The organism is Nocardia wallacei (assembly GCF_029868745.1).
Taxonomy (GTDB): Bacteria; Actinomycetota; Actinomycetes; order Mycobacteriales; family Mycobacteriaceae; genus Nocardia; species Nocardia wallacei_B.
This window is the reverse complement of the sequence record NZ_JARWOP010000317.1, coordinates 1-18,765: the sequence shown is the minus strand read 5'-3', so window position 1 is coordinate 18,765 and position 18,765 is coordinate 1. Positions and strand designations below refer to the sequence as shown.

2 protein-coding genes are annotated in these 18,765 nt (G+C 66.7%); one reads left to right on the top strand and one right to left on the bottom strand.

Annotation, left to right across the window (positions count from 1 at the left end):
- The first annotated feature begins 282 nt into the window (after window positions 1-282).
- A complete protein-coding gene (locus QH470_RS29780) occupies window positions 283-834 on the top strand; it encodes a hypothetical protein (RefSeq protein ID WP_280275690.1) in 552 nt (183 codons plus the stop codon).
- Here QH470_RS29780 and QH470_RS29775 read toward each other — a convergent pair.
- A complete protein-coding gene (locus QH470_RS29775) occupies window positions 792-18,635 on the bottom strand; it encodes an amidase family protein (RefSeq protein WP_280275689.1) in 17,844 nt (5,947 codons plus the stop codon). The genes QH470_RS29780 and QH470_RS29775 overlap by 43 nt on opposite strands.
- Between the last annotated feature and the right edge of the window lie 130 nt (window positions 18,636-18,765).

Below are 18,765 nucleotides of genomic sequence, written 5' to 3'. Positions count from 1 at the left end.
CCGGGGGGGGGTCTTTAATACCCGCCCCTGTGGGGGCCCCACCCCACCCCCCCAACAACCCCCCCCCAAAACCCCCCCCCCAACACAAACCCCCCCCGGGCGGGGGGGGCCCCCCCCCCCCCCCCCCCCCCCGGCGCATCGCACGATGTAGTCCAACGTCTCCCGCGGGGACCGGTCGTGCACATGGGGTGAGAGCCACACCTCGAGCCCGATATCGAGCGCGATCTCTGCAGCCGCCGCCAGTCGCTCCGGGTCTGTTCCGGCGATGCGAACAGCGTTGCAGTGCAACGCTTCCTGGATGATCTCGAGTTCACGCCGAGCGATCTCCGGATCAAAATCCGGACGGGAGTGGTATCGCTCACCGAACTCGATACCGACGTCGTAATTGACACCTCGCCACCGCATCCTGAATCTCCTTTTCGAGCAGTGCCCTGCCTGTGTCAATTTACATTGACACGCATGCGATGTCAATTCACGTTGACAGTCTTGGGTGCTGGCACCTCCTCCGGCGACGTGTCGGGCTTCTACGACTTCCCGATGCCGCGGCATTTCGGCGACTACCCCACCCGGGCGCAGATCCTGGGCTGCACCCGCGATTTCGCCGACACGTTCGGCCTGCGCCACCGCCTGATCCTGTCCGAAGTCCACCAAGCCCTCACCGACGTCACCTCCACTCACCGCAGTGTCGACAGAATCTCCGACGACGACAGACGGCGCCGCACTCTCGCTGTGCCCGTGGCGATCTCACCAATTCGGCTATACGGTGTCACAGTCCATGGCCGCGTCCTGGTTCATGGCGCGGTGTGCCCCGCCCAGTGGAAACCGTCGCAGTAGTCGGCCGCGCTCATCCCTCTCGGTAGGTGGCGGTCGAGTTCCGTGAGGGTGGGATAGTGGCCGTTCGACGGGGCATCGAGTTGGTCGAGGAGCCGTCGCAGTTCCGGATCGACCGCTGTGTCCGGCCGCAGCGCGAGGTCGGCGCGGATGTGTGCGCCCAGCGCCGCCATCCTCGTGGAGAGGAAGCGGGGGTCGTTGCTGTCGTTCCAGTCGAGGTTGTTTCGGATCGCGGTTACGGCTCCGCGCCGGCCGTCGACAGGGAGGATCAGATCGTCGACATCGGATCGGCGGAGGTATGCGCGGATCGCGGAGACGAATTGCCTGTCGCATTGGGCACTCTCGTGCCACGGCTCGAACCACAGCCTGTCGAACCGGGCAATGAGTTGGTCGTTGTCGTCGAACTCGATGGAGAGATCCAGGTCGCCGGCCTCGGCCGGATTCTCACCGCGGGTGACGAATACACCGCGGAGCCGTACACCGGAGATGTGCCGTTCGTCGCCGGCGCCGCCCCACAGGTAGCCGGCATGGGTCAGGCGGAGTTCGAGTTCGCCGTACTGTCGTTGCAGCCCGGAGAGTTTCGGTAGCAGTTCGGGCTCGGCAGGTGGCGCGGCGAGCAGATCCGCGACGGGCGTCACCTGGGAGAGATCGGCGTCCGACGCGGCTTCGGTCGACCGAGTCGCGTGCGCGGTGTCGCGATCGGGGCCGGGCGGGAGGCGGTTCGGATACGCATCGGCGGCACGCAGCAATAGATCGCGAACCTGCGGGTAGGTCAGTTTCGCTCCGAGTGACCGCGACCGTCCGGTGGTTTCGGCGTACCTCCACAACGCGAGATAGTCGGAGTAGAAGCGCTCTGTCAGGGGGCCGGCCGAGCCGGGCTCGAGGCTGATCTTGCGCACGAAGTAGTTGGAGTCGCTGTACAACGAGTCGAGCGCAGCCATGGCGCGCAGTCGCTGGAATTCCCGCACTCCGGATTCGCCGTGCAAGTTTCTGATTTCCGTCCCGACCACCTCCGTCACTTCGGCGATGCGATCCAGTGGCCAGAGGTTCCAGAAGATGGTGACGTAGTCCCACAGCTTGTGCCGGACACCGGCGAGATTCCAGTTGTCCAGCAGCCGCACACTGCCGTCGTCCTCCCGGACCCACAGGTTGCGGAAGGTGGCATTGCCGTGACTCAGGCCCAGCCATGTCTCGTCGGTGTCGCCCGGTGTCCAGATCTCATGCGGCCGCGGTACTTTCATCGCCCGCAGGAGCGGATGGCTTGCCTCCTGCTTGATCCGCTGCATGCTCAGATACAGCTGTTCGTAGTCGGCCAGCCTGCGAACTTTCAGAGCGGCGGGCAGCTCGACCGCTTGCAATCGCCGCAACTGCTCGAGCAAGCCGTGCAGGGTCTGTCTCCAGGTGTCGTCCGCGGTCGCGGGGACACGGCCCTCCCCCATTTCACGGAACGAGTAATCGCCGGAGCGACCCGTCGTCCTCGGGATGTCGACACCTACCTGCCGTGCCAGGTCCTCTGCTCGGTCCTCGTCCAGTTCGATCCTCCGGATCTCCCGGTCTCCGTCGAGGAGTCGAGGATGTGTCGGATTGACCACCAGGTCTTTGTCGCCGGGTTTGGTGATGACACGTCGCACCTTCACCGGGTTGCCGCTGGCGTCGGCGATACACGAGATCCACTGGTGGTAGCCGACGATCTTGGGGTAATTCGTCACGACCGTGATCAGCATTCGGGCCGCGTCTTCGAGTTCCAAGCTGCCGTCCTGGCCCGATTCCGCGAGGTCGAGCAGATATCTGGTGCCTTGCGGTCGGCGCTGCGCGGAGCGGAATGTGGTCGGCGTGTGTGGTTTCGACGCATCGGCGAGGTTCTTGCGTACCCACCGCCGGGCGAAACGCGCGCCCGGTCCGGCCGATCGGATCACCTGGGGCGGAGTGCCGGCCGGCTGCCCGCTCCCTCTCGGCGCGGTGTCCTGCACTGCGGTCGCGGGCTCGGCTCGCCCCACCGGTTCGGCGATTCGGACATACCCGTGGTGTGCTGCCCGGACGCCATCTCTGCGCGAGACTTCCAGTTCGATCGTATCGGCGTTCATCCGGCGGGCCAGGTCCTCGGCCGGTCCGAGCAGATCCGGGGCACCATAGTCGCTCGCGAGGCGTTCGAGATTGGCGCCGATCGGATCCAGGCGGGCCGTGACCCCGTCTGCCCCGAGGTCGAAACGCACTGCTATCTCACCGTATTCGCGAGTACCGTCCATCAGCACGGTACGGAGCCGGATGCGGCTCCGTACGCCCGTTTCCGCTGCACCTGGCGGCTCGTATTCGGCCGCGACAGGTTCCAGCCGGGCCGGGCCGTCGGCACGTCGCAGGGTGGCGACAACCTGCTGCAGTGTGTCAGGCGCCTGCCTGTTTCCGGGCGCGACCGCGGTCCGCAGCAGCTCGCGCAGCGACAACCGCGGCAGTCCGGACGTATCCGTCGCCGGCGGCCGGGCGGCGGGTTCGGCGGCGGATGCCGGCCGGCCGGCAGCGTGATCGGCAGTGGCCTGCTCGCGTAGCTGTACGAACTGGCGCGACCACCGCAGCAGCATCTCCCGCACTGCTGCCTTACCCGGCGCCTCCCGGCGGACTGCCTGGAATACGGCCTCCAGGTTGCGGAGCAACGATTCCGTCGCTTCCTCGAGAAAATCCGGATCGCGGGCGACCAGCAGCGGTAGCCGGAAGCTGTCGCCCGCAACGGATTTCCATGCCTCCAGCACCAGATACCGGTCGAAGTCGGCAGCGGCCCGGTCGCCGTGGAATCGTCGCAGCCGCTTCCCGCACCACTCCTTCACATCGTCCCGGACGGTATCGCTGGGCCAGTTGTTGCGTGCCGCGAATGCCACGTAATCCCACACCGGTGAGCCCGGTTGGGCGAGTTCCAGATCGAGCAGTCCGACCTCGTGTCCGAGGGGACCCATGAATTTGATGTTCCCCAAGGTCGGATCGCCGTGCAGCAGTCCGAGCGGGATGTCGTTGTCCGATGCGGCCCGGATGTCGACGATGTCGTACAGCGCAGGCAGGCCGAGTTCACCGTGCAACCGGTTGCCGGTGTCGAATTCGAGGGCGATCCGTGCTATCTCCCGTACCAGCCGCTGCTCCCACTCGAGACGGGTCGTCGGCACCTGCTGTGCGGGCTCGATATCGGACCAGTCCGCGGCGCGCAGGGCGTGCAGCCGGTCGAGCACGGGGAACACGGCTTCCGCGATGTGCTTCCACGAGCGGTCCGACGTGGTGGGATGCTCGCCCTCGAGGAACTCGTGGAACAGGAAATGCTCCGGAAAGGAGCCTTGCTCACCGACGTGATACAACGCAGGTACCCGGACACCGGCCCGCCGGCACAGTTGGACCGCGGCGGATTCCCCCACCGTCAGGCCGATCCGAGGATCGAAATTGGGATTCGGCGTGTCCAGCGATGCCCGGACAGCGACCTTCCGGCCGTTCGGCAGCACGAATGTCCAGACCCCGTGGTGGTTCCCGGCGAAGTGTGCTCGGTTACGGAACAGCATCGTGAGCAGTTCGATGTCGGTCCCGGTCAATGCCGGGTGTTCGGTCTCGGAGTCCGGAGGCGCCACCCGGGTCATCGGGTGTGGATCCGCGGTAGATCGTGCGTCGGCGGCCTCCGCGGTGGCACCGTCCAGCACCCCCCACCAGCGGCGGCCCTGCGGCCATTCGTGTGGTGACCGCTCGAGATAGGACGCCAGTTCTGCGAACGTGGGAAGCGCCTCGACCGACCGGTCGAGGCGAGCGAGCATCGGGTCGGCGACGACGCTTCCCGGGTCGGTGCTCAGCAGGTGCGCTGTGCTTTCTCGCGATTCGGCCAGGTGGTCCGGATCCGTATCCAGCCGGAGGCCGTGCTCCGCGGCTACCCGGACGCCGGCCGGGCCGTGGACGGGCACGATGATTCGGCCGCCGGCGGCGACGCAGTCGCGCAATCGCGGAACGAAGTGCCGGGTGAAGCGCCCGTCCGCGAACGCCCGGTCGATCTCGAGATGATCGAATGTCACTGTGACACCGCCGTTGTCGCTGCGCTGGACATGGAATCGCATGTCACCGACTTCATCGAACCCTCGGCTACCGTTGACGATCGTGGCCGACACGGTGAGGCACCGGTTGTCCGCGACTGTCGTATACCTTGCGCCGGTCGGTACCACTGTGTAGCCGTCTGGGCGGTAATCCTGATCCAGCAGGCCGTCCACCACAGTGCGCAGCTCGTTGTCGCCGGATTCCTCGGCCGTCGGGAGAATCAACCTCACACTCGCCGTGGACGTGCGGGCTGGGCGGGCGGGCACCGCGTGCGGAACATCGAGCAGCGGATCGTAACCCCGCTCCGCACGCAGCCGGTTCACTGCCTCCATCATCAGCGTGCGAACCACATCCAGTGACTCCGGCTCCCATTCCGCAACCACGGGCCCTGCGCCGTGCCCATCCTGCCCTCGGGCGGCGCTACGCCTGAGCAGGCGGCACAGTCGCTCATAGTCGGAGTAGAGCCGCCCGACCAGGGAGTCGGCCTTGCCCGGATCCTCTGCGATCTGATCGACGAAAATCCTGGAGTCGCCGTAGAGCGAGTCGAGGCATCCCATCGTGAGCAGTCGCTCCAGTTCTGCCTCGCCGCGTGTTCCGAAGAGATCCCGGACCTCGAGCCTGATCCTGTTTTCGACGTCCTCGACGATTTCGGGTGGCCAGTCCGACCAGAGCATGGTCACGTAGTCCCATAGCGGGTGGGTGATCGCCGCGTTGTCCCAGTCGATCACCGTGATCGTGCGACCGGCGATCCGGACATTCTTGAGAGTCATGTCGTTATGGCTGAGGCTCGGCGCCCAGATTCCGTCGTCGGTCTCCGGTGACCATGCTTGGTGTGGCGCGAGCCGGAACAGCTGATCCAGCCAAGGTGCGCGACGACGGTAATTGCGGCGTTGGTAATCCAGGTAAAGGTGGAAGTGTTCGGTCACCGACCGCACCCGCAGAGGCGCGGGCAGCCGCACATTCAGAAGTTGCCGTTTCACCTCGAACATCTTGGCCAGAGCGCCATTCCAGTCGACCGGCTCGGGGGTCTCCCCCTCGGCAAATTCTTCCACGTAGAAATCGCGCCACCGGTACACCTGCTCGGGAACATCGATCACCGTTCCGGCAAGCTCCACGGCTCTTCCCGCGGTGAACGGAACCCACCGGAACCAGCGGACGTCCCGATGGGATGGATCGGGATTGCAGGTCAGATCCTTCTCCTCGGCAAACTTCTGCAGCACGACAATCCGGTTGCCGTTTTCATCCCGGAAGAACCACGCCCGTTTGCTGTTTCCATACCGGTCCGGTGCGCGCAGTTTGGCCCGCAGAAATTGTCTGGCGGCGACTCGCGAATCCATGGTGCCGCTGCCCTCGCGCTTGATGTTGGCCAACAACTTTTCCGGTGCGGGCGCCGGGTCCACCGGGATCGCGGTTACCAGCAGCGCTTCGGGTTGGCTCCATACGGTCTCGGTCGATGCGTCGGCCAGGTCGATGCATCCGAGCCATGGTGCGGCGAACTGATCCACTGGTATGCCGGCATCGAACAACTCCCCGGGTGGCGGGACAATGCCCGCCCGCAGTTGCCGACTCACCTCCGCGACCGCGGCGGGCACGGCCGAGTCATGCTGTTCGAGTGCGGCCAGCGCGTCGCAGAGTGTCTCGCGGATCATCTCCATCTCACCGAGATGGTCTCTGTTCCAGTCGAATCCGGCTCGTGCTGCCGCCGGCCAGTCGCTCACATATGTCCGGAGGTGCACAGCGCCGGCGTCGCGGACGAATTCGAGCACGAGTGGATCGGTCTTCTGGGATGTGTCGGCGCCGGCGCAGTAGGCGATCATCCGGCCGGAAGCATCCTCGGTGAAAGTGAAGTGGATTTCGCCGTGCATGCGCGTGCCATCCATGACTGCGGCCGTGACGGTGGCGACGGTGCCGGCGTCCGGGGAACTGTGCCACCGCACCCTGGTCGGTTCCAGTCGTCGCGGTCCGTCCCAGCGCTGGACGAGAGCCAGCATCGCCACCGCGTCCGCATTCGGCGAGCGCGCACCGGGTCGCTTGACTGCGGCAAACAACCGCCGTATCCACCGGCGCGGTTCCGCGGCGGGTGCGGGTACGGTCTCGATGGCGGGCGCCGCGGCGGCGGTCGCGTCCGGCTCGAGCGTATGTCGCGACCATTCCTCCAGCAGCTCGCGAACGTCGTTCTCGGACATGGGATCCCGCCCAGCCGCGCGGCATACGAGGGTGACGTTGCGATAGAAGTCCGGCAGGACCTCGTCGACGGTCACAAGCCCTGTGGCGATTTTCCGGGGCAGCCGATAAGCGTCGCCGACGATCGACTTCCGTGCCTCCAGGAGCACGTACCGGTCGAAATCCGCCACCAATCCGTCGCCGATATCGTCGCCGTACCGGGTTTCCAGAATGGTCCGGATCTCGGTGGCGACCTCGTCTCGTTCGGTATCATCGGTCCAGTCGTTCACGAGGTAGTACCTGGCCCAATCCCACGCGATAGGGGCATACTGCGCGAGTTTCGCATCGGTGAAACCGACGCGACCATCCGCACCGCGCCGCATCTTGCGGCGGATCGGGTTGCCGTGCGTGAAACCCATCCGCCTATCGCCCTCGTCGGCGAGCACCGGTTGCCACGTGACGAACAGCGGCACGCCACCGGTCAATGTGTCCATCCGGTGGTCGATGTCGCTGTGCTCCAGCTGGCGTATCCGATGCATTTGCCTGGAGTCCCAGTAAGCTTGCGATGTGGCGCCGTGCGCCATGCTGTGCAGCCGAAACAACTCGACGAAGACATCTTCGGTCGTCCGTTCCCAGCCCTCGTCCGGCAGGACCTTGTCTCCTGGGACATATTCGTGAATCGTCACCGGCGTCGTGAAGTCCGGCGCCGTCGGGGACGACTCGGAGTCGAAGAGCAGCCGCGGGCCCCGCACTCCGGCTTGGTGGAACATGTCCGAACCATGCGCCGCAGATACGGCCAGCGAATCCAGGTCGAAACCGAGCTGCTGTGCCTCCTCGAGGTACACCCGGACGGTCACCATCGCACCCGGGACCGAGCCCGGCACCGTGGGAAGCGGCAGATGCCAGACACCGCACTGGTTTTCGGACTCGTGCGGCGCGGTCACTCGTACCTGCTCCATCACCTCGAGCACCTGTTCCCGGGTGAGACGTCGATCCAACCGCGATGTGACCGGCGCCGATGGAATCCGCTGTGCCACACAGTCTCCGCTCATCCATCGTGGTGCATCCTCGGCCGGTGCGAAGCCCGCCTGCGTCAGCAGCTCGCGACCGTGCAGAATGTCGCCTCTCGGATCATCGGCAACCTTCACACGCAACAGATCCGCGCCCGCGCCGCGGACGAAGTGCCGCACCATATCGAGGAACGAACCCCGTCCGGCGCCACCCCGAGCGGCGAGATACGCCGGAACGAACTCCGCGGCCGAGCCCGGATCGACATAGGCGGTGACGGTGTCGGCGGTATCGAGGTCGAAAAGCACTTCCACATCACCGAATTCGGCCCGGTCGATCATCACTACGGCGTGCATTCGGACGCGTGCCACCACATTGCCGCCGGGGTCGACCGTTTCCGGGACGGCTTGCGTGACTTCCAGTCGGTGTGTTCCAGCCCGCCGCCGCAAGGCGCGGGTTACCTCGCGCGTATGTCTCGCCGGTCGGTATTCCGGCGATTCACGAACCACACTCCCGAGCCGCGGTGGCCGTGGCTCATCGAGTTCGACAGTCACATAAGCGAGCTCCGATCGCCACTCTTGTGCTGTACGGTTCGCGAACGCGTCGAGCACACGCGCACATTCGGCTTCGGTCAACGGTTCGAGTGTCGCTGCCCGGTACACGATCGCAAGATTCGCGGTGAACCCGGACAGCGGATCGGTCAACGTGGACACCGGATCGGTATGCCCGTCGGAGTCGGTAACAAGGTCGTGCGGCGCCTGGAGAGCCTGTCGAATGGCCGCGATCCGCGCTTCGACCACCAGATAGCGATCGAAATCGGCGATCGCGGCGTCGCCGTGCAGTTGTTGCCGGCACCAGTCCTGCACCTGCGTCCGCACTTCGAGGGGCCAGGGGTTGCGGACGGCGAATGCGGCGTATGCCCATGCCGGTGGACCGGCATGGGCGAGTTCCCAGCCCGCTCGCACCCGTGTGCCGTCCGGTGTGCGCACGAGGTCGGCGAGGATCGGCGCGATTCGCAGGCCTACGGGCAGCCCACCACCGGTCCCGGGGGTCTTCGGCCGGAACACCGCGGACAATGCCGGTAGGCCGAGCACACCGAGAGCCGATTCCATTTCCGGCTCCGAGCGGCGACCGGCGATCTCCATTTCGGCGATGCGGAGGGTGCGGCGGAGATCCCTCTCCCAGGCGGCACCTGTGGTCGTCGAGGTCGGCTCGTCGAGTAGGGCGTGCTGTGCGAACAGCTGCTCTGCCACATCGCCGAGGAACGACATGTCGGCACCCACGAGATCGAAGACCGTGACGGGAGTCCCCGTGATCTGCTCGTGAACGACAAAATCGTGGCCCTCGTGCAGAATTCGCGGCTCGCGGACACCGTCTCCTGTGGTGTCCTCCGGTCTCGTCAAGCCATTCCGGATGTCACGTGTGTTACCGCTACCCGGAATATCCAGCCCGATCGAGACTGGACCGGGTTCGTCTGTGGCGGCTCGTCGGCGCCGGACGATGACCGTCTCACCCGCATGTTCCGGCCGCGGATCCGATAGGCGCCAGATCAGGTACGCCCCGGACACCCCGGACGCCCCTCGCGTAAAGGTCAGCGCCCGTAGACCATCGGCCTGTTCGAAGGTCATCACCGGTTCACCGGTATCGCGGGCGACCTCGTCGTCCGGGTCGTTGCTGGGTGGACCTTGGATGGGGCTGGTTGTGCCCTGGCTGGGGGTGTTGGGTATGGGTTTGAGGGCGCCTGTGGGCTCGGCGTCGGCGTCGGTTGCGGTGGTGAATTTGGCGACGAAGGCGCGTGTGATGGTGGCGTAGGTCTGTGTCCATTTGTCTCGGGTGCGGACGCGGGCGATGTGCGGGGGTTCGTTGTGAGGGTTGGTGGCGGGTGTGTTGCCGGAGTCGGTGGTATCGGGTTCGGGGGTGTTGGTGTCGTAGATGATGGCTTGGGGTCGGCCGTCGAGGTCGGTGGTGCGGGTTACGTAGTAGCCGTGGGCTTTCCCTCGGCCGTCGTCGACGACGACGGCGGCGCTGGTGGTGAGCGTGGTGGGGTCGAGGATTTCGTCGATGATGTGGGCGAGTGGGTCGTTGTCGGCATTGTCGCGGTTGGTGGGTACGGGTATTTCTTCGAGGCTGGTTCGGAGGCCGGTGGTCAGTTCGCTCCACGTTTGTGCGTTGTCGGGGGGTTTGCGTGCGTTGTCGAGGCCGTCGGCCCAGGCGGCGCGGACGGTTTGTACAAGACATGTGCGGATGTGGGCGGCCGGCATCCCGGCGGAAGCCGACTTTGCTGCCGCACGGTTTCCCGGATGCTGCGCTACCGACTGCTGCGGGGCAGCTTGTTGTTCGGCGGATCGAGATGTGGGCCGCTTCCAGGGAACCGGTCGCGGGCGCCGCTCGGCGGTATCGGTTGCGGTCCGGTGCGGACTATCGGGCTGCCGCTCGGGACCGAACTGCTCGATGACGGTGCGGTACATCGAGTTCACGTCGTCGCCGAACCGCACTCCGATCATTTCCAGGCCCCGCGCGAACTCATACATCGTGTGGTGGTACGGCAGCATGAAGGTGATCATCGCCGCGATGAAATCGTGCTCGGAGATGCCGGGCGAACGGATCCAGCGGAAGCGGGCGAGCATTCGGGCAGCGGTGCCGGAAATCCCCGCGTTCGAAGGGATCGACTGTTCCGCGAGCTCACGAACGTAGTCATTACCGCCGTCGGGATCGACGTAGACGAAACCCGGTCGCCACGGGAGCTGGACTACCCGTTCCACATGGTCGAGACGGTAGGCATCCTCGGCGTCGACATAGCCTTCGCTGTGGTAAACCTTGACCGATTGGATCCGGCACTGACCGTGCTCGTCGCGAATCGGCCGTCCGCGGGCGTCGAGCATGTAGGTAGGCGCGACATATTCGACCGAGCTGTCGCGTTCTTTCAGACGGGTCGTCAGCCGGAAGATATCGAGACGTCCGTCCTCGAGGTAGCGGAGGGTTGCGTCCGCGTCGAGCCGGCGGATCCGCAGCACCTTCCGCTCGGGCAGTGCGGCGAATTCCCGCAGTGACACCGGCATCCCCAGGGCGGCCACGTCTCCCGACGTGGGGGTGAGGCGCGGCACGCCGGCATTCCTCGCGGGGAATGCCGACGTCCGACGCTCGTATTCGGCGAACGCCGCATCCGCGATGTCGTCGTGTATCCGCGCGTACTGGACCGGGGCTATGTCCTTCCAGGTAATCGGCTCTCCGGGTTGCTTGTCCTCGAGGACCGCGGCGTACACGGCCTCCAATGCGTGGAAGTCCAGCCCCAGCTCATCGGCCTTGCGCCTACGCCACTCCTCGCCTTGGTTCATATATCGAGCGATGCCCTCGTCCAGCGTTGGACCGACCTTCGCGTCGCCCAACTCGGCATGGCGAATCATCGCGTTGAGGACGGCCGACATCTGCTCACGAAGGTTCCCGTCGCGCTTCAGCTCGTCCATCGGCACCGACGGCAGCACCATCCCGCCCCACCGCGGCCTGGCGCTCGCGTCGAAGGCCCCGCGAATCTGTTCCGGCGCCGCCTCCGGGCACAGTCCCCTGATCACCGTCTCGAGCCGTTCCAGCACCGCCACCACCGCGGACTTGACCTCCGGCCGGTCGTAGAGACGCCGGACAAGTTCCGCCTCCTGGACTCGGTACAGGAGGCTGTTGGGCTGCGTGGTCGGCCAATTGAGCGCAGCGGTCGCCGGTGTTGCGTCAGGGGTCGGCCTCGCCGGTACGGATTCGTCTAGGGCGCCCGATCGCACGGCTCTCATGAACATTGGTGTTCGTTTCGTCTCGCCGAGCACGGCGCCGATCCGTGCCCTGCGGCGTTTGACAGTGAGCGTCGCTACGCCCAACCGTCCGGCGATGGCCTGATCCGTGAGGCCCTCGGCCATCAAACCGAGGAGTTCGCGTTGCTCGGCGGAAAACCGGACGAAGCCGACCGGTGATCGGCCCGCGAACTGGACAAAACCCTGTTGCTTGGCCGCCATAACCGTCTGAATGGCGCCGACAGTGCCGAACTTCTCGGACGCATTCCGCAGATAGTTCCTGGCGGCCTTCGGATCGACATCCAGCCTTCGCCCGATCTCCACGTAGGTCAAACCCTGGTAGATCAGATTGACCACCTCGAGTTCTCTGCTGGTCGGCCAGGGAGAGGACGTAGGGCGGCCGACCGGAGCTCCGGCTCGAGCCGGAGGTGCTTGCGGTTCCGCACGCACGAAGGACGTGGTTTGCGCGACGGGTGAAAGAGGCAGCGCGGCAGGGAATTCCGCTATGGCGGCCACCGCTGTGGCCAACTGGCGTGCCGCGGTCCAGAGCGCCTGACCGTCGAACTCGGTCCCATCGGTCGCTTTCGCCGAGGTGACGGGATCGGCGGGCCAGAAGGCTCGGACCAGCCGGTGACGCCGGTATGCCGGCAACGAGGCCAGCGTCCGGCGAACGTCCGTAGTCCTGGCTGCGGCCAGGACTTGGACCAGCGGGTCGGCGTGCTCGAGCTGTGCACATTCGGCAATGAACGCCCGGAGTCTGCGCCAGGGTTCGGCTGTTGTGCGATGGTTCGAGATGACCTCTCGCGCAATGTTGTTCAACCATTGCTCGATGTTCGGGCTGCCGAGTCGCCCGAAGCGTGCGATCGCCGTCGCACACACCTCGTCAGCGATATCGCGCGCCGCCTGCTCTCCGAAACTCACTGCGAGGCGCGGCATCTCGGTGTCCAGCCGCCGGCGGAGCAGGGCGGTCACGAGTTCCGGACGTCCGTCCGCGAGGTGCTTCTCGAGCACCTGCCGAAGCTGCGGTGGGCGTTTCCATGGAGTGCCGGGTTTGCCGACAACGTCTACGTCATGAGTCGTGCCGTCGTGTTGTGGGCTCGGCGGCGCTCCGGCGGGATCGTCGAGGTCGCCCGTGCCCGTCGATATCCTGAGCGGTGCCGCGATCTCAGTGCTGCCGAGGCCCGCCTCGATCAGCTCGGGCACCTCTCGCTCCCGGCCGGAAGACGCCGGCGGGGCGCTCGCGGCAGCGCTTCTCCGCAACAGTTCCACGGTCTGTGCGAGCGCCGTCGTGGCCGCCGCGCCGGCGCCCAGGTGTTCCAGGGTCAGCGCGCGCATTCGCGCCGAGCGGTGGCGGAGCGACCGCGGTGCCTCGAACAGCCGCGAGAGGCGTTGGTGCAGGCGGCTGATTGCGACGGATGCGTCCCCGATCGCCGGTTCGTCCGGCATGCGGGTGCGGATCTCGGCCAGCACCTCATCAGCGCGGCGCAGTTGGTCCAGCCCGTACCCCGAATTGCGGGTGCGAGTCAGGTCGAATGTCGCCTGGGCCACCAGGTTCGACACATATGGCCCGGCCGCGGCGGCGAATGCGGGGTCGGCCGCCGTCCGAGCATTGGCGAACACCGTGGCGCGATCCGACCCCTCACCGTGAATTCGCCGCGATTCCGGTGACATCTCCAGCACCAGTTCGGATTCCATGTCAGTGGCGAGAACCTCGTCATAGGCTTCGGAGGTGGCCCCGTCGTCGTCCAGGACGCCGAGACGGAGAGTTGCCATGAAGATGGGCACGCTGCCCGTCGCGCCCACCGCTTCACCGATGCGATCGCGCCGCCGCTGCACGGTGGCCGGGCTCACCCCCAGTCGCCGGGCGACCGCCTCGTCCGACAGGCCCTGTGCCATGAATCCCAAGAGCTCTCGCTGGTCTTCGGAGAGCCGGACCGTGCCGATCGCGAGCGGCGCATCCCCGACCTCGATGAATCCCCGCCGCCTCGCTTCGAGAACGGTCGGGATGGCACCGGCGGTCCCGAATTTCGCCGCGGCCCGGGACTGGTGGTTCTTCACCGAGCCCGAGCTGGTCCCCAGCCGGTCCGCGATCTCGGCGGGGGTGAGACCCTGGTAGACCAAGTTGAGCACGGCCGTCTCGCGGGCGTTCGGCTGCTGCGCCAGATCCTCGGGCTCGCCCGGTTCCCTTTGTCCTGCAACGGGTTTCCGTCCCTGCCCCGTGCCGTGACCGAAGCCCCCACCATCGATATGATCGATGCCCAGTTCCCGCGCCTGCCGGCGAACGGGATGCCAGGGCCGGTGCGGACCGTCGAACGGCACGTCCGGGTCCGCGAAACCCATGGGACCGGGTGCGACGGCGGAGGGCCGGCGCGGCGGCGGGGCGCTCGACGGAGCAGCCGTGTCCGCGGTCGTCCGAGTGGCTGGTGAGTGTGCCGTCTCCGGTGCCGCGGGGACCGGTCCGTACCGCAACGCTGGGTTCATTGCGGACGGCGGGCGCCACACCGCAGCCGCTTGCTCGTAGGCATACCCCAACGCCAGCAGGGAAGCCTCGGAGAACGCGGTGCCCACAAAGGTCATGCCGTGTGGCTGGCCGGTGTTCGTGTCATACCCGATCGGCACTGTGACACAGGGGTATTGGGCACATGGTCCGACCAGATGAGAGTCGTTGTGGATGAACAGCAGAGCGTCCAGGTCGTTCGCCTCGAGGGGTGAGTCGATGCGTAGTCGCGTCGCCGAGATGCGGGCCGCACGATCGGCTTCGTACCACATTCGGGCCACCGGATCGTCCAGGTCGACCTCGTTCGCCGAGATGAGCCGTGACTGCCCGTAGTCGATCGAACCCTCGGCGGCATGGGCGAGGTTGAAGCGGATCAGACCGTCCAAGGACGTGATGGTCGCGTCCGCGGGCAGCCGACCGAAATACCGATCGAGGTCACGCTTGTACTCACGGACGATGACAGAGGGCAGGGTCGGGTCAGTGATGGCGACCGGCACCAAGGTGGCTCCCTGGGCGGTGATCACCGCCTGCGCCTCGGCGAAATCGGTGTGGAGAGTCCCGGCCCCCTCGGCGGCGACGATTCCGATCCGCTTGCCACGCAAAGCGTCTGTGGCGAGTGCCGCGGTGTAGTCGGTTCCGAAGACCCGCGCGCCCGTGGCGGTAATCGGGTCTTCCGGATCGGGACCGGCCAGCACGTTGAGCAACACCGCCGCGTCTCGCACCGAACGAGCGATGGGCCCGACGGTATCTTGAGTGGACGCGATCGGCAGCATGCCCGTCCGGCTCACCAAACCGACCGTCGTTTTCACGCCGACCAGGGAGTTGGACGCGGCGGGACTGATGGTCGAACCGAACGTCTCCGTTCCCACGGTCACCGTGGCGAGGCCCGCCGCCGCCGCGACGGCGGATCCGGTGCTGGATCCGAGCGGATCCAGCGCAGGGTTATAGGGGTGGAGCACCTGCCCGCCGAGTGCGCTGTATCCGTTGGGTATGTCGGTCGTGATGAAGCCGGCGAGCTCGGTCAGCTTGGTCTTGCCGAGAAGGACCGCGCCGGCGTCGCGCAGCCGCTTTACCACGAAGGCATCATCGTCGGGAAACGATTCGCGCAGCGCGAGGGCGCCTGCGGTCGTCGGCGTTCCTTTCATGTGGAGGAGGTCTTTGATCAGCACCGGAATGCCGTGCAGTGGCCCGCGCACGCGACCTTCGCGGCGCTCTGCGTCCAGTCGCGCAGCGTCATCGAGCGCGTCCGGATTCACCTCTTGGACGGCGTTGAGGCGAGGGCCGTTGAGGCTGAACGCCCGGATCCGGCGCAGATATGCCAAGGTCAACTGCTCCGAGGTGATTTCGCCGGACGCCATGGCCTGCTGCAGCGTGGTGATGTCGGCTCGTTCCAGATCCACGGGCATGTCCACTGCGCCACCGTCGGGAGGTGCCTGCTGAGGCGCGGGTGATTGTGCGGGCTGAGGCGCGGGTGATTGGTTGGCAGCGGGTTTTTGGTTCGTCACCACGGTCCCGGCGCCATGGAAGACGGCGAGGTGACCCTGGCCGGCCAGTTGCCGGTAGGCGCGGGCAACAGTCGATCCGGACACCCCCAGGTCGGTGGCGAGTTCCTTGACCCCGGGCAGCTTCCATCCGACCGGCAGGTCGCCCGCGTGGATGGCGGTGCGCAAGCCGTCTGCCAGGGCAGCGACATTCGACCGGCCCGGCAGCATTTCCGCCAAGTTCATCGAGTCGACGACACCGCGCACGGCGTAGCCCGAATTGGGCATGTCCTCGGTGGGTTCCGAGGTGAGCAGCTTCTCCGCCACCACGGTGCCGGAGCCTTGGCGAGTCACCACGAGCCCTTCGCGTCTCAGCTTGGCATAGACGAAACCCGCTGTGGCCGGGGAAATTCCGAAGTGTTCGGCCAACTGCGCCGCCGAGGGCAGCTGCTGGTGTGCGGCCAGGCTGCCGGACCCGATAGCGGACCGGAACGCTTCGGCCAGCGTCGCACGGGCCGGGAAGCCCGCCGCCAGGTTAGCGAGCAATGTCCGATCATCGAGCGTGCGCAGGAGTTTCGGGTCCATATCGGTGCCGAGACCGTGCCAGACGCCGATCGCCGTGGTGACCGGCACGGGCGGCAGCGCGGTTTGCTGCTGCCAGGCCGATCGCGCGGTGGCGAAGGCGCGCAGTAGCGCCGTCCGAGTGAAGACGACCTGTTCCGGGGTTAGAGTTCCGGCGTCCGCGGCCTGAATCAGTTGTTCGGCACCGTGGGTGATGCGCTGAATCTGCAGGAGCAATGTGAGTGCGTCGCCGCCGTAGACGTAGCTGCCCGGTGGGTCGGGCTCATCGATCAGGCCGGGGCGGTCGTGGTGCTGAGATTCCCGCCTGGCGAATTCGCGGTCGAAGACGACCAGGCGGCCGTCGACCATGGCGATGAGCAGATGCCCGAAACGCGGTTCGCACAGCAGGACCCGGAATCGCGCCGGGTCGAGGAACGGCAGCCGGTCCCGCACCGGGGCGAAGGGATCTACGGGCACCTCGAGCGCGGTGAGGAGATCGCCGAAGTCCTGGAACAACCGATTGACACGACGAGTTTCGGCCGCGACCAGTTCACGCAAATACATTCGCGGGTCCAGGTTCTCGGCCGGGGTACCGCCCAGCTGGGTGTGAATATGCCGGACGCCGGTGGCGACAAGATGTTCGGGCGGAGCCGTCCCGTCGGCGATTTGAACGGCTTGCGGCATTCCGCTGCGGATGGACACCATGGCATGTCCACCGCCGGGCATGGCGAAGGTGTGGCCGACGTAGTAGAGGCGGGTAATCCCCTCGGCACCGCGCAGCGCCAGCATCTCGAGGACGCGGTTCTCCATCGAGGCACGCGAATTCTCGACGTCGTCGAATTTGACGATGTGGACCAGGAATGGGCCGACGTCGACGGTCACGGAGTCCGTTTCCAACGCCGCAGGCAGTCTCCGTAGGGCCACGTCGATAATCGCGGCTGCTTCGGGATAGGTCAGGGCGCGGCCGGTCTTGCCGCCGAAGTAGCGGTATCCCTCGATCGGATGCAGATCCGGGATATCGGTCGGATCCGGCACCGCCACAGTGGGTTCGGACGATGACAGGGCGGACAGCACCTTGCCGATCGCATCGTGGTGCAGTTGCCGTGCGGCCGGCCCCGGCCGCGTCAACGCCCGGCGCTCCTCGGGTGTCAGGGCGTCGAGGGCCTGACGCCAGTCTTCGTCGGGCCGCGCGGCCACGGCCCTGCCCAGCGCGAGCGCCACGGCGGCAGACCCCGTCATGCACTCGACGAGAATCGCCTGCTTGATCCGAGCGAAGCGGACATCCTCGCCGGCCGCCGCGTGCCGCGGGCCGGGCGCGGCCGGCGCGCTCGCCGCTGGTTCGTCCTTCACGGGACCGTTGGCGGCTGTGCGGGTTTCGTCCTGGGCGGGGTGGGGCGCCGCCTGGTCGCCGCCGTCCCAGGGTTGGCTGTTTTCGGGGTTGTGGTGGAAGGCCAGGTGAATGTCGGGGAGTATGACCGGGAAGTCGCGTTTGCCGCGTCTTGCGCGTTCGAGGGCGATGCCCGCGGCGACCGCGGGGGCCGCATTCAGGTCGACATGCGGCCCCGGATCGTGCCCAACGAGGCCCGGCCGCGGTTCCATGCTGTGCCACGGCGTACGGCGGCCGCTCTCCGGTTTGTTCTCCGCCGCGGCGCCGCCCGGGTGGCCGCTCCATGGCGTCGTCGAGTGTTGCCGCGGTCCCCGCGGCGAAACATGTTCGGGCTCGGGAAGTTTGCTGATGCCGTACTCTTCACCCGCAAACGAAGATGCCGCGGTGTTGGTGGTTGTACCGGCCGACCAGGCGTCGCTACCGGGTGGTGCTGAGCCGTCGGGAGCCGGAATTCGGTCCGTTGCCTGGACTGCCGGGGCGGCGGCCGCCGTCGGGACAGGAGGCGTAGCGGAAGCCGACTCCGGGTTGCCGTCGTCCGGCGTGGTGGTCGGTGGGCCATCGGGCATGTCGCCGAAGGGCTCGTGGAATTCGAACCGGGTGGCTTTGCCGGTGGGTAGGAGGTCGGTGCCGTTGTCGTCGACGCGCATCTCTACGAATGCGCCGCCGCTTTGCTTCGCGTCCGGCATGCCGGTGTGGTCCCCGACGACTGCGCTGTCGTCGGGGACGGTGAATGACAGCTGGTGGGCGCGTTGTTCGGTGGGTTGGCTGGATTCGCCGTTCTGCGGGGGTGTGCTCGGCCGTTCCGGTAGCTGGGGAGGTTCGGGCTCCGGTGGGTTCTTGCGGCGGCGTTTCGGGTTGCCGCCGCCGGTGGGTGCCTGCATCGTCGGGCGCGGGAGGGCCGGACCGCGGCGTCTGCGCAGCGGTCGGGCGGGTTCGATGGTCGGCAGGCCGCCGATGGCGGGGACGCCGCTCTGGTCGAAGAGGTACTCGAGGCTGTGCGGGTTCAGCTGG

Excerpts from the sequence above, each read along its gene's own strand:
- QH470_RS29775 (WP_280275689.1), bottom strand. The coding sequence starts at position 18,635 with ATGCAGGCACCCACCGGCGGCGGCAACCCGAAACGCCGCCGCAAGAAC.